This is a genomic window from Parafannyhessea umbonata (assembly GCF_012844235.1).
In the GTDB taxonomy this organism is placed as follows: domain Bacteria; phylum Actinomycetota; class Coriobacteriia; order Coriobacteriales; family Atopobiaceae; genus Parafannyhessea.
The window spans coordinates 216,516-229,170 of record NZ_JABAGR010000002.1 but is presented as its reverse complement, the minus strand read 5'-3'; the positions used below and the strand labels follow the sequence as shown (position 1 = coordinate 229,170).

Here is a 12,655-nt window from a genome sequence, read left to right as displayed (position 1 = left end):
CCCCGGCGCGGCTAGCCCGCGTCAGGCGTCACGCCCATGTCGGATAGGGCCTCACTCATGATTGTAGAGAAGAGCGGCGCCGCGGAGGACGTGGCCAGATACGGGGTGCCGTTCAGGCCAACGTACACGAGCACCTTCGGGTCGCTCGCGTTCGCGAACCCTATGAGCGAGCTCACGTACTTGAACGCCACGTACTTGCCCGAATCGTCCGCCTGCTCGCCCGTGCCGGTCTTGCCCGCCACGTCGTAGCCCTTGACCTGCGCCGCCTGCGCCGTGCCATCCTTCACGACCGTGCGCATCATGTCCGTCACCTCGTCCGCTGTCTTCTTGGACACGGAGCGGCCCTCGGTCTTCCACGCGACCTTCTTGCCGCCCCTGCTCACCAGGAAGTGCGGCGTCACGACCTTGCCGTCGTTCGCGATGGACCCGATGGCCTTCACCATCTGGTCCAGCGGTATGGCGAGGGACTGGCCAAACGACATGGAGCCCAGGCTGGCGCCGTCGTACTGGTTCAGCTGCTTGACGATGCCCTTCACCTCGCCCGGGTAGTCGATGCCGGTCTTCGAGCCGATCTTGAACTTCGCGATGCCGTTCGCGAACTTCTCCTCGCCTATCACGTCCTGCGCCACGAGCGCCATGCCGGCGTTCGAGGAGCGCCTCAGGATCTCCCTCAGCGACATGTTCATGGTCGCCGTGCGACCGTCGTCGTCACCCACGAGGTCGTCGCCCACCCTGACCTTGCCCGGCACCGAGAACGTCGAGCTCGGCGTGACGAGCCCGTTGTCAATGCCGATGGCCGCGGTCAGCACCTTGAAGATGGAGCCCGGCTCGTAGGAGGACGAGACCGGCTTCAGGTTCAGCGCGCCCTCCTTTATCTGCGAGGTGTCCGTGATGTTGAAGAGCGGGGTCGAGCACGCGGCGATAATCTCGCCGGACTTGGGGTCGGTCACCATGACCGATCCGGAGTCCGCCTTGTAGTCCTTCACGCCCTGGACGATGGTGTCCTCCGCAATCTTCTGGACGTCTATGTCGAGCGATATGACGATGTCCTTGCCGTTTCGGGCCTTCTTCACGACCTGGGAGTTGCCGCCGGCTATGGGCGTGCCTCCCGAGCCGGTCTCTACCATCATCTTCCCGTCCGTGCCCTCGAGCACGTCGTTGTAGTACAGCTCCAGGCCGCTCAGGCCGTTGCCGTCCGTGCCGACGATGCCGAGCACCTGCCCGCCCGTGGCGCCGTAGGGATAGACGCGCTTCACGTCGTCCAGGTAGTAGATGCCGCGGATCTTCTTCTTTTCGAGCCTCTTCTGCACGCTCTTGGCAACGTCGTCGTCCACCTGCCGCTTGATGTAGGTGAACGAGTTGTCGCCCATCAGCTTGTCGACGTAGTCCGTGTCCTCGCCGCCCAGCTCGTCCGCGAGCACGGACGCGGCCTCGGCGGGGTCGTTCACCTCCTGCGGGTTGCAGTAGATGGTCTTGCAGTCCTCGCTCGTAGCCAGGACGTTCCCGTTGCGGTCGTATATGGTGCCGCGCTTCGCGTGGATGGTTATCTCGTTCGTGCGCTGCGCCGTCGCCTTCGCGGACAGGTACTTCGCGTCCACCACCTGGAGGTAGATGAGCCTTCCCACCACGAGGAGCAGTATGGCGCCCAGGACGACGGACACTATCCTCACCATCTGGTCGTACGAGCTGTGCTGCGGGGCGCGTCCGCCGCGCACGGGGACGCCGCGACGCGAACGGGGAGCCTCGTCGTACGAGGCTCCCTTCACGTCGTACCGGCCTCTGCGGCCGTCTCTATTTCCATTCTGGTATCTCACGGATATGCAGTTTACGCCACGGAGTGCGAAAGCTAGCGCACATCCGAGGACTGCGCATCTTTTGCAGATGCCTGCTGCGCGTCGTCGGACGTCGCCTTCGCGGATGCGTCGGCGCCCTTGGCGGAGGCGTCCATCGACTCGGTGTCGGTCGACGGGACCATGCCGTAGTTCTGCGTCGCGATGGCGTTGATGCGCGAGCTGCTGCTGAGCACGGAGCGCTCGATCTTGAGGTCGCTGTTTGCGGACGCGGACGTCGAGATCTTCTCCTCCAGGGCGTTTGCCTGGGTGAGGTTGGAGACCGTGGCCGCGGTGAGCGCGACGCGGCAGATGCCGATGGCCGCGAACGCCAGCGCGCATGCTACGAAGAGCTTGAAGCGGGTCCAGAACGCGGCCGACACGCCGCTCCTGACGCGGGCGTCCAGGCCACCGCCGCGAACGACCTCGAACGGCGCGTGGCGCTCTACCTCGCGAGGCCGCTCGTATGCGTTTCCGTAGTAGCTGTATGCCTCGGAGCCCATCATGCCCATTTCCGTCCCCTTAGATGACCAAGGCCACCGCTCGCGGTGGCACTTGGCTGTTGTGCGTTGGTAGTTCGTTTAAGCTGCGTTCTGGTGCGAAATGCTTCGTTTGTGGTGCTATGGCAAACGGCCGCGGCCGTATGCGTCTATCTCATGCGCCCTCGCCGGTGGTGTCCAGACGGACGGCCACCCTCATGAGCGCGCTGCGAGCGCGGGGGTTCCGGCTCACCTCCCCCTCGCTTGCGACGAGGGGCTTCTTCGTGCTGACCCTGACTATCGGCACGTGCCCGCACACGCACACCGGAAGGTCCGGCGGGCATATGCAGCCCTGCGACATCTCCGCGAAGACGTGCTTCACGATCCTGTCCTCGAGCGAGTGGTACGAGATCACGCAGATCCTGCCGCCCGGGTTCGCCCACCTGATGGCGGCGCGAAGCCCCTGGTCCAGCACGTCGAGCTCGTGGTTCACCTCGATGCGCAGCGCCTGGAACGTCTTGCGGGCGGGATGCCCCCCGTGTCGGCGTCCCGCGGCGGGGATGCCGGCCTTGATGACGTCGACCAGCTGGAGCGTCGTCTCGATGGGCTCGCTCTTGCGCCTCAGGACGATCTGGCGGGCGATTCTGGACGCGTACTTCTCGTCCCCATAGACGCGGAAGATCCGGGCGAGGTCGGCTTCGTTGTAGGTGTTGATGACCTCTGCTGCGGTTAGGGTGTTGTTACCCGGATCCATGCGCATGTCAAGCGGGGCGTCCTCGTGGTACGAGAAGCCCCTCTCGGGGATGTCGAGCTGCGGGGAGGAGACTCCGATGTCGAACAGGAAGCAGTCGACGCCGGGCACCTCCGCCTTGACCAGAAGCTCGTCCAGGGAGCCGAAGTTCCCCTTCAGGAAGCGGTGCTCCGCCCCGGGGACCTCGTCCCCAAAGCGCCGCGCCGCGGCCTCGAGCGCCATGTCGTCCTGGTCGATCCCGATGGAGAGACCGCCGGGCTGGATGCGCCTGGCAAGCTCCACCGAGTGTCCGGCCCCTCCCAGGGTGCAGTCGCATACGACCTCGCCCGGCTTGGGGTCGAGCTGGGACAGGACCTCGTCCAGCATGACGGGAATGTGCCGATATTCATGTGTCAAGAGGTCCACCCCCTAGTCGTACATCAGGCTGTCGAGCTCGTCGATGCTCTCGTCGAGCTCCGCGATGGTCTTGTCGTAGTCCTCGGCGTCCCAGATCTCGAAGTGGTCCGTGTTGCCGACGACCGCCACCTCGCGCTTGATGTCGCACGAGGCCAGGGCCTCCGCGCCGAGCTTCCCCAGTGCCAGGCGCCCCGCGGAGTCCAGCTCGAGCGTCATCGTCTTCGCGTTCAGCAGAAAGCGCAGGCGCTCGTCCTTCTTGCTGCGAGGGTTGTAGCCGTTGGGAAAGTAGCTCTCGACCCATGCCTGGTGACCCTCGGGAGTGAAGCCAAGGATCTTGCCCCCGATGGGGATGAGGCAGACCTTCTCCCCAAACTCCTTGCGAAACGGTGCTGGAAGGGTAATGCGCTGCTTGGCATCCAGGTTGTGCTTGTAGGTGCCAGTCAGGTACATTCGCCCTCCCCTCTTGTTCCGCCGGGGCGTCCCCCTCGAAGGCGTGACAACTACTATAGCCCAAATGCCCCACCCCGCAACACTCGTCGACACCTTAAAACACCTGAGGTCAAAAATCGGGTCCGGGCGGCAATCTGACGGTCTTCGACCTCCCCCACATGTTGTGAGAACGGTCGTTCTGCAACACAAACGCCGAGGATGCGACTCCCCGGCGTTTTTTGCGGAATGTGATGGAATTGTGTTTTGGGGCCCTGACCTGCGCAAACGGGCGAGAAAAACGCGTTTTCCCAGTTGGGCGCGCCTGCGGCGCGACCCCGGCGGACGCCTGCGACCCCGCGAGCTGGTGGGAGGCCGTCCCACTGTGGGTGGGAGGCGTGGTGGGAGGTCGTCCCACAAGATGTGGAGCCAGGCACGGCGGCACGCTCTTCTCGCCTTGGTGGGAGGCCGTCCCACCGCGCGGCGCCGTCGCAGCCCCTACGAGCCCATGCGGGCGCGCGGGTGGGCCTCCAGATAGACCATGCGCACGTGCGTCAGGTCGATGTGGGTGTAGAGCTGCGTCGTCGAGATGCTCGCGTGCCCCAGGAGCTCCTGCACGGTCCTGAGGTCCATGCCGCCCTCCAGCATGTGCGTAGCATAGGTGTGTCGCAGGGTGTGGGGGTGCAGGCCCTCGATCCCCACGAGCCTTCCGTAGCGCTCCACCATGCGATGCACGGCCTGGCGCGTGATGCGGGTGCCGCGCTCGCTCAGGAACACGGCGTCGCCCGCCGCGCCGGAGGCCGAAAGGACGCCGCGCCACCTCTCCAGGTACGTGGCGAGCGCGCGCTTCGCCGTGCCCAAAAGCGGCACGAGGCGCTCCTTCGAGCCCTTGCCCATCACGCGCAGGACCTCCTCGTCCAGCATGACGTCGCGCACGTCGAGCCCGCACAGCTCTGACACGCGCAGGCCGCAGCCGTACAGCACCTCCAGCATCGCCTTGTCGCGATGGAACGCCGCCTGCGGGCGCGCGTCCAGACGTCCGCTTCTCAGCACGCGCGGCCTGGGTTCAAGCTCCGGGCGGAACGGCTCGTCCATGAGCGCGAACGCCTGCTCGTGCGTCAGCACCTCCGGCAGGCGCTCCGGGCGCCTGGGCAGCGGCAGGTTCGCGCTCGGGTGGTTGCGCGTGATCTGCTCGCCCACCATGAACTTGTGGAAGCCCTTGATGGCCGAGGCCGCCCTCTGGACGGAGGACGCGGCGAGGCCCGCATCGGTCAGCCCAGCCAGGTGGGCCTCGATGTCGGACCTCGTCACGTCCTCGGGGGACGCGATGCCGCGCTCCCCCAGAAATGCTATGTACCTCTTCAGGTCCCTGCCGTACGACTGGACGGTGTTCGCCGAGCTGCCCCGCTCCACGGCGAGGTAGCCCAGGTAGTCGTCAAGCGCGTCGGCAAGGTCCAACGGTTCCTCCCCGCTAGTCCACGGAGGACGTCACGTCGTGACGGTCGATCCCCTCGTGGGACGCGATGGAGGCGCGCACGAACTCGCGGAACAGGGGCGCCGGCTTCGTCGGGCGGCTCTTGAACTCCGGGTGGGCCTGGCTCGCGACGAACCACGGGTGCACGGACTCAGGCAGCTCCACCATCTCGACCAGGCGGTCGTCCGGCGACAGGCCCGAGATCACGAGGCCCGCGTCCTGCAGCTGCTGGCGGAACGCGTTGTTCACCTCGTAGCGGTGACGGTGGCGCTCGTACACGAGCTCGTCGCCGTACGCCTCGTACGCGAGCGAGTCACGCGCGACCTTGCACGGGTAGGCGCCCAGGCGCATGGTGCCGCCCTTGTCCGTCACGTCCTCCTGGTCCGGCATGAGGGCGATCACGGGGTACGGGGAGTCCGGCGCGAACTCGGCGGAGTTTGCGCCCGGCATGCCGGCGACGTTGCGCGCGAACTCGCTCACGGCAACCTGCAGGCCCAGGCAGATGCCCAGGTACGGGATCTTGTGCTCGCGGGCGTACTGCGCCGCGAGGATCTTGCCCTCCACGCCGCGCTGGCCAAAGCCACCGGGCACGAGGATGCCGTCGTAGCCGGCAAGGGTCGCGTCCACGTTCTCTTCGGTCAGCTCGCCGCCGGCGATGAGGTCGATCTTGAGCTTGTGGCCAAAGTGGACGCCGGAGTGGTGCAGCGCCTCGATGACGGAGAGGTAGGCGTCCGGGAGCTCGGTGTACTTGCCCACGACGCAGATCCTCGTGGTGTCCTCGAGCTTGTTGCACGCGTGCATGCGCGAGGTGAACGTGTCCCACTCGGTCATGTCGCCGTCGCGGACCTCGAGGCCCAGCTTCTCGAGGGCCTTCACGTCGAAGCCCTGCTCGGAGAGGTGGCGCGGCACGTCGTAGATGGACGGGCAGTCGGAGTTCTCGAACACGCAGTCCTCGTCCACGTCGCAGAAGTGGGCGATCTTCGCGCGGATGGGCGCCTCGACCTCGTGGTCGGAGCGGCACACGATGAAGTCGGGCTGCAGGCCCAGCGAGCGCATCTCCTTCACGGAGTGCTGCGTCGGCTTCGTCTTCACCTCGTGGGCCGCGGCGATGTACGGCACGAGGCTCACGTGGATCACCAGCGTGTTGCCCGCGCCCTTCTCCTTGCGGAACTCGCGGATGGCCTCGACGAACGGCTGCCCCTCGATGTCGCCGATGGTGCCACCGAGCTCCGTGATCACGATGTCGGCGCCGGTCTGCTCCTCGATGCGAAGGAAGCGCTCCTTGATGGCGTTCGTGACGTGCGGAATGACCTGCACGGTGCCGCCCAGGAAGTCCCCGGCGCGCTCGCGGCTGATGAGCGACTGGTAGATGGCGCCGGTGGTGAAGTTGGAGCCGCGCGTGAGGTTCTCGTCGATGAAGCGCTCGTAGTGGCCCAGGTCGAGGTCGGTCTCCTTGCCGTCCTCGGTCACGAAGACCTCGCCGTGCTGGAACGGGCTCATCGTGCCCGGGTCGACGTTCAGGTAGGGGTCGGCCTTCTGCATCATGACCTTGTAGCCACGCGCCTTGAGTAGCCTGCCGAGGGACGCGGCCGTGATGCCCTTTCCTAGTGAGGACACGACGCCGCCGGTTACGAAGATGTGCTTGGTCATGCTCAGACCTTCCCGTAAAAGTTTTCCTCTTTACGGGATTTCATCTTACAGCGAGTTCGTTACCGCTGGGGCTACGTTCGTTACAAATTCATGAACCCACGCAACCCCCACGTGCGCGAGGCCACCCGCACGGGAGCCTTCGCCCCCTCGGGCGCGCCGGGCGAGAAGGGCTAGGCCCCCCGGCCGCGGACCTCCTCGGCCTCGGCGAGCATCTGCCGCGCGTGGTCGAGCGACGCCTCGCTCTGGTCGCCGGAGAGCATGCGCGCGACCTCGCGCACGCGGTCCTCGCCCTCCACCTGGGACAGCGTCGTCCTCGGCACGTCCGTGCCCACCTTCGTCACCACGTAGTGGGCGTCCGCCATCACGGCGACCTGTGCCAGGTGCGTCACCACGATCACCTGGTGCGTCCGCGCGAGCCTCGCGAGCACCTGGGCCAGCGCCACGGCGGTGGCCCCGCCCACGCCGGCGTCCACCTCGTCGAACACGAGGGTCTCCGTCGAGTCCGCGTTGCCGAGCACCACCTTGCACGCCAGCATCACGCGGGATATCTCGCCGCCGGAGGCGATCTTGCGCAGCGGGCGCGCCGTGAGTCCCGCCGCCGGGCGGTACATGAGCTCCACCTTGCTCGGCCCCTGCGAGGACCACTGCGCGCGCGGGAGCCTCTCGCTTGCGACCTCGAGCTCGGCCGTGCCCATCTCCAGGAACGCCATCTGCTCCGTCACGGCCGCGGCCAGCCCGGGCGCGGCCTTCGCGCGCACCTGGTCCAGGGCGTCGGCCGCGGCGGCAAGGTCCTTCTCGGCCGCGTCGAGCGCCTCCTGGGCGCGCGCCACGCGCTCTCCCCCGTCGCGAGCGGCCTCGACCAGCTCGGCCGCCTTCTCGCGGCGCTCGAGCACGTCCTCCATGCGCGGCCCGTACGAGCGCAGCAGCCCCTGCAGCTGCGCCATGCGCTCCTGCAGGCGGTCGAGCGCCTCCGGGTCGAAGTCCACGCCGTCCTGGTACTCGCGCAGGCCGGCGGTCACGTCCTCGATGTCGATGAGCGAGCTCTCGAGCGTGTCCGCAAAGCTCCCCAGCGCGGGGTCGAACCTCGCGGCGTCTCGCAGGGTCCCCACTATTTCGGACAGCGCGTCCTCCACGCCGCCGTCCCCAACGATGCCCTCGCGCGCCTCGCCCGCCGCGCGCAGCAGCGCCTCGGCGTGCTCCGCCTTCGGCAGCGTCTCCTCAAGCTCCTCGTACTCGCCGGCCTTCGGCGCCACCTCGTCAATCTTGCGCAGGACGAAGGCGGCCTCCTCCACGCGGCCGTCCTCGGCGCGGCTCATCTCGCGTACGCGCTCCAGCTCGTCCGCGGCGTCCCGCGCGGCGCGCAGCGCACGCTGGTAGCGGCCCAGGGCGTCCGCGGCCGCGTCGCCGGCCCATGCGTCCAGAAGGTCCACGTGGGTCGCCACCTGCAGCAGCCTCTGGTGCTCGTGCTGGCCGCAGATGTCGATCGTCGCGCCCACGCCGCCCGCGAGCTCGCGCACGGACGCCATGCGGCCGTCCACCTCCACGCGACCGCGCCCCGTGGACTCCACCCTGCGACGCACCACGGTCCCGTCGGGGTCCCCGCCGCGCACGAACAGGCGGCCCTCTACCTCGAGACCGTCGGCCCCCTCGCGTATGGCCCCGGCGTCCGCGCGCTCCCCCATCAGCAGCTTGAGGGAGGACAGCAGCGCCGACTTGCCCGTGCCGGTCTCGCCGGTGAGCACGGTCAGCCCCGCGGCGGGCCTGATGGTCGCGTCCTCTATGAGCGCGACGTTCCTTACGCGAAGCTCGTCGATCATGTGCTAGTCCTTGTCCCTTCCGTAGAACACGCGCGAGACCGACTGGTAGAAGCTCTTCGAGCTGCGGTCCAGCAGGATGAGGTCGCCCGGGCCGCGGCGCACCGTCGCCCTCACGGGGCGCGCGCCCTCGGCCACGATCGGCTGGCCGTCCGCGAAGAACAGCCTCTCCGGGTCGCGCTCCGGGTTAATCTTCAGCTCGACCACGTCGGTGGACGACGTCAGGAACGCCCGCGCCAGGATCGTGTGCGGCGCCACCGGCACGCACACCATGCCCTTGAACTCCGGCGTAACGATCGGGCCGCCCGCAGCGAGCGCGTATCCCGTCGAGCCCGTCGCCGTCGCCACCACGAACCCGTCCCCGCGCAGCGTGTCCACGTGGTGCCCAGAGACCGCCACGTCGAACACGATCATGTCGCCCCGCACCCCGTGCGTGAGCGAGAGGTCGTTCAGCGCGAAGCGCCGCTTCGAGAAGATCGCGCCGTCCGGTGCCTTGAAGTCAACCGATATGTCCAAGGTCGCCCTGTGCGACGCGTGCATGCGATGCTCGAGCGCGTCGCCCACCGTCTCTATCACGTCGTCGGGGCCGGCGCAGGTCAAAAAGCCCAGGTGCCCGTACGATATGCCAACGAGGGGGATCTCGGAGTATCCCACGATCTTCGCGGCGCGCAGGAGCGTTCCGTCGCCGCCAAACGATACGGCCAGCCCCACGCCCGTCGTGTCGACCACCTTGTCTGGATACAGCTTCTTGTCGTGCGCCCACTGGACCTCGACGCCCTGCCCGTCAAGCCACTCCGCAAGCGAGCGAGCGCCCGCCACGGCATCCTTGCGAGCATAGTTCGGAATCAGAAGGACCTTCACCGACACCACTTCCAAGCCTTGCGGTCAGACACGTCTAGCAAAAAGTGTAGCACCCGCGCGCGAAACGTCTAACGTCGCGCGGACGCGCTAGCCCACGCGGGCGACCGCGCCGTCGCTCACGACGGCCTCGAGGTCCAAGCCGCAGGTCAGACGCCCCGTTGCGGTGCGGCCAAGCAGCAGGAACTCCCTGTTTCCCTTGTGGCCCCTGATGGGGCTCGGACACGCCGCGACGGGCCTGAGCCCCTCCTCGCAGAACGCTTGCGCCACGTCCGAGAGCGCCCTCAGGTGCACGGTGGGATCGCTCACGATGCCGCCGTCCCCCACCTCGTCTCGCTCCGCCTCGAACTGCGGCTTCACGAGCGTGAGGAACGCGGAGTCCTCCTCGCGCAACATCTCGACGACGGCGGGCAGCACCGTCCGGACGGACGTGAACGAGACGTCGCACACCGCAAGGTCGATGCCGTGCCGGTTCTCGTCGTCCGGCAGGTCCACCATGTTCGTCCGCTCGCGCAGCGTCACGCGCGGGTCCGTGCGCAGGCCCCAGTCGAACTGGGCGTACCCCACGTCCACGGCAAGGACGGACGCCGCGCCGCGCTTCAACAGGCAGTCCGTGAACCCCCCGGTGGAGCAGCCCACGTCCAGGCACGCCATTCCCCTCGGGTCGACCCCAAACGCGTCGAGCGCGCGCTCCAGCTTCAGCCCGCCCCTGCCTACGTAGGGAATCCGTCCCCTCACGTGCAGCTCTATCCCGGGCCTCACCTGCTCGCCCGGAAACTCCATCCTGCGGTCCGACGTGCTGACGTCGCCCGCGAGCACGGCGCGCATCGCCTCGTCCCTGGACGAGAAGAGCCCCTGCTCCACGAGCTCGGCGTCGAGCCTCCGCCTGCGGGCCACCTACGCGCCCTCGCCCTGCTGGCCGTCGGCGCCTTGCTCATGCGCGGCCTCGTCCTTCTCGCCCTGCCCGGCGTCCTTGTCGTTGGCCTCGGCGCGAAGCTTCGCCTCCTCCTCGGGGGTGAAGTTCGTCCTGTCGACCATGTCGACCGCCTTCGAGCCCAGGGCTATGGCCTCGTCGAACAGGTCGAGCGAGCGCTCGAGCGAGGTCTCCTTGTCGCGGACCTGGCTCACGATCTCGTCCAGCCTGTCGGTTATCTGGTCGAACGTCTTGTACGGGGCGGTGTCGGGCTTCGCCATCGCTACTCCTCGCCAAGCCCCTCGTCGGCAGCGTCGCCGGCGTCAGCGGCCTCGCCGTCGGCGTCGTCGGGCTCGTCCTCGGCGTCCTGCTCGGCGGCGCGCTCCGCCTCAAGCCTCTTCGCCTCGGCCAGGACGTCCTCGCCCTTGTCCATCTTTGAGGCGACGCGCCCGAGCACACCGTTGATGAACTTGGGCGACTCGTCGGAGCCGAACGCCTTCGCAAGCTCCACGGACTCGTCGATCGTGACGGCGATGGCCACCTCGTCCACCTCGAGCATCTCGTACAGCGCAAGGCGCAGGAGGTTGCGGTCCACGGACGGCATCCTCGAGACGCTCCAGTTGGAGGACGTCGCGGATATCACGGCGTCCAGCTCGTGGCGCATGTCGTCGGCACCGCGGGCGAGCATCTCGCCAAACGGGTCGAGGGGGCCTTGCGACAGGGCGTAGTCGCCCTCGAGCACCTCGTACACGGTGCGGTCGGTCGCCTCCGCCTGGAACAGAAGCTGCAGGGCCTGGGCGCGGGCGAGGGTGCGCCCGCCAAAGTGATGATGCTTGTTCGACACGGTAGTGGTTACTCCTTGGGAAAAACGAGGCTGTCGATGCACACGTCCACGGCGCCCACCTCGACGCCGATCTGCTCGCCGATCGCCTCCGCGACGGCGTCGCGCACGGCAGCGGCGAGCTTGGTGAACGGATATCCATAGAAGACCGCCAGGTGCACGGTCACCCTCAGGCTGCCGTCCACGACCTCGGACTCGACCGCCGCCTCCGGGGCGACGCTGCGGCTTGTGAAGACGGACACGAGGCTCGACGCGATGTCGTTGCCGCCCACGCGGGCGACGCCCTCGACCTTCTCGCACGCGGTGGTGACAATGGTCGAGACGACTCCCCTCGAGATGCCGATTCCGGCGACATAGAGCTCAGATTCGCTCATTTCCCATCCTTTCGCAGGTGCCGTGAGTGCCGGCACGATACACGACGTCCTTGCACAAGTATAGCCGCAACGGCCTGGGCGGGCGCGCGTTCGCATGCGGTAAAAAAGGCCCGCGACGCGCCTGTGCGCTGCCGCGGGCCAACGATCCGTCTGTGCGGGGCTAGACGCGCTGGACGAACTTGCCGTCGCGCGTGTCGACCTTGATGCGCTCGCCCTGGTTCAGGTACATGGGAACCTGGATGACGGCACCGGTCTCGATGGTGGCGGGCTTGGTGCCGCCCTGGACGGTGTCGCCCTTGAAGCCGGGGTCGGTCTCGGTGATCTCGACCTCGATGAAGGTGGGCGGCTGCACCGCGTACAGCACGTCGTTCGCGTACTGCAGCAGGCAGATGTCGTTCTCCTTCAGGAACTTGTCGTTGTCGCCGATGAGCTCGGCGTCGACGGGGATCTGCTCGAAGGTCTCGGTGTCCATGAACCAGTACGCGTTGCCGTCGTTGTAGAGGTACTGCATCTCGCGGGTGCGCATGTTCACGCTCTCGAACTTGGCAGACTGCTGGAAGTTCTCCTCGTTCACGCGGCCGGTGCGGATGTCGCGGTACTTGGTGCGGACGTAGGTGTTGCCCTTGCCCGGCTTGACGTGCTGCGCCTCGAGAATGACGCAGTCCTTGCCCTTGATGTTGACGCCCAGACCAACCTTGAGGTCGGTAATGCCCAGAGTTGCCACTGTTGCCTACTTTCTACGAACATATGCGCCCGCCATGCGAACGCAGGAATCACAACGGTACCCAACTATACCGCACGATTCGTCCCCACGCACGCATGGCGTCGCACTCCATAGAGACAACAGTTG

General features: G+C 67.2%; 13 protein-coding genes. All 13 read right to left on the bottom strand.

Translation table 11 applies throughout. The features are described from left to right. Window positions 1–11: 11 nt before the first annotated feature. On the bottom strand, window positions 12–1,766 hold the full coding sequence (locus HF885_RS02845) for a penicillin-binding protein 2 (protein WP_328804315.1): 1,755 nt from the start codon (window positions 1,764–1,766) through the stop codon (window positions 12–14). A gap of 80 nt (window positions 1,767–1,846) precedes the next feature. After that, window positions 1,847–2,341: a cell division protein FtsL gene (locus tag HF885_RS10440; protein ID WP_235927266.1), complete on the bottom strand. Its 495-nt coding sequence runs from the start codon at window positions 2,339–2,341 to the stop codon at window positions 1,847–1,849. Between the two features lie 142 nt (window positions 2,342–2,483). Further along, a complete protein-coding gene (gene rsmH, locus HF885_RS02840) occupies window positions 2,484–3,455 on the bottom strand; it encodes a 16S rRNA (cytosine(1402)-N(4))-methyltransferase RsmH (RefSeq protein WP_170103599.1) in 972 nt (323 codons plus the stop codon). A 12-nt stretch (window positions 3,456–3,467) separates the two neighbouring features. Beyond that, window positions 3,468–3,905 carry a division/cell wall cluster transcriptional repressor MraZ gene (locus tag HF885_RS02835; protein WP_090844091.1) on the bottom strand — a complete coding sequence of 146 codons (438 nt, stop codon included), beginning with the start codon at window positions 3,903–3,905 and terminating at the stop codon, window positions 3,468–3,470. 474 nt (window positions 3,906–4,379) lie between these two features. Then, entirely contained in the window at window positions 4,380–5,339 is a 960-nt protein-coding gene (locus tag HF885_RS02830) for a site-specific tyrosine recombinase (RefSeq protein WP_170103454.1), read from the bottom strand. 13 nt (window positions 5,340–5,352) lie between these two features. Next, complete coding sequence (locus HF885_RS02825; protein WP_170103453.1) at window positions 5,353–7,005, bottom strand: CTP synthase; 1,653 nt, start codon at window positions 7,003–7,005, stop codon at window positions 5,353–5,355. Window positions 7,006–7,175: 170 nt separating this feature from the next. After that, a complete protein-coding gene (gene recN, locus HF885_RS02820) occupies window positions 7,176–8,822 on the bottom strand; it encodes a DNA repair protein RecN (protein ID WP_170103452.1) in 1,647 nt (548 codons plus the stop codon). A 3-nt stretch (window positions 8,823–8,825) separates the two neighbouring features. Continuing rightward, complete coding sequence (locus HF885_RS02815; protein WP_170103598.1) at window positions 8,826–9,680, bottom strand: NAD(+)/NADH kinase; 855 nt, start codon at window positions 9,678–9,680, stop codon at window positions 8,826–8,828. Between the two features lie 87 nt (window positions 9,681–9,767). Further along, a complete protein-coding gene (locus HF885_RS02810; protein ID WP_170103451.1) occupies window positions 9,768–10,574 on the bottom strand; it encodes a TlyA family RNA methyltransferase in 807 nt (268 codons plus the stop codon). Continuing rightward, complete coding sequence (locus HF885_RS02805) at window positions 10,575–10,871, bottom strand: exodeoxyribonuclease VII small subunit (protein WP_170103450.1); 297 nt, start codon at window positions 10,869–10,871, stop codon at window positions 10,575–10,577. It lies immediately after the preceding gene. A gap of 2 nt (window positions 10,872–10,873) precedes the next feature. After that, window positions 10,874–11,434: a transcription antitermination factor NusB gene (gene nusB / locus HF885_RS02800; protein WP_170103449.1), complete on the bottom strand. Its 561-nt coding sequence runs from the start codon at window positions 11,432–11,434 to the stop codon at window positions 10,874–10,876. 8 nt (window positions 11,435–11,442) lie between these two features. Further along, window positions 11,443–11,805 (bottom strand): Asp23/Gls24 family envelope stress response protein, encoded by a 363-nt coding sequence (locus HF885_RS02795; protein ID WP_170103448.1) that lies wholly within the window; start codon window positions 11,803–11,805, stop codon window positions 11,443–11,445. A 160-nt stretch (window positions 11,806–11,965) separates the two neighbouring features. Next, window positions 11,966–12,529: an elongation factor P gene (gene efp / locus HF885_RS02790; RefSeq protein WP_090844117.1), complete on the bottom strand. Its 564-nt coding sequence runs from the start codon at window positions 12,527–12,529 to the stop codon at window positions 11,966–11,968. Window positions 12,530–12,655 lie beyond the last annotated feature (126 nt).

Excerpts from the sequence above, each read along its gene's own strand:
- recN (WP_170103452.1), bottom strand. The coding sequence starts at position 8,822 with ATGATCGACGAGCTTCGCGTAAGGAACGTCGCGCTCATAGAGGACGCG.
- HF885_RS02795 (WP_170103448.1), bottom strand. The coding sequence starts at position 11,805 with ATGAGCGAATCTGAGCTCTATGTCGCCGGAATCGGCATCTCGAGGGGA.
- HF885_RS02805 (WP_170103450.1), bottom strand. The coding sequence starts at position 10,871 with ATGGCGAAGCCCGACACCGCCCCGTACAAGACGTTCGACCAGATAACC.
- HF885_RS02825 (WP_170103453.1), bottom strand. The coding sequence starts at position 7,005 with ATGACCAAGCACATCTTCGTAACCGGCGGCGTCGTGTCCTCACTAGGA.
- HF885_RS02835 (WP_090844091.1), bottom strand. The coding sequence starts at position 3,905 with ATGTACCTGACTGGCACCTACAAGCACAACCTGGATGCCAAGCAGCGC.
- HF885_RS10440 (WP_235927266.1), bottom strand. The coding sequence starts at position 2,341 with ATGGGCATGATGGGCTCCGAGGCATACAGCTACTACGGAAACGCATAC.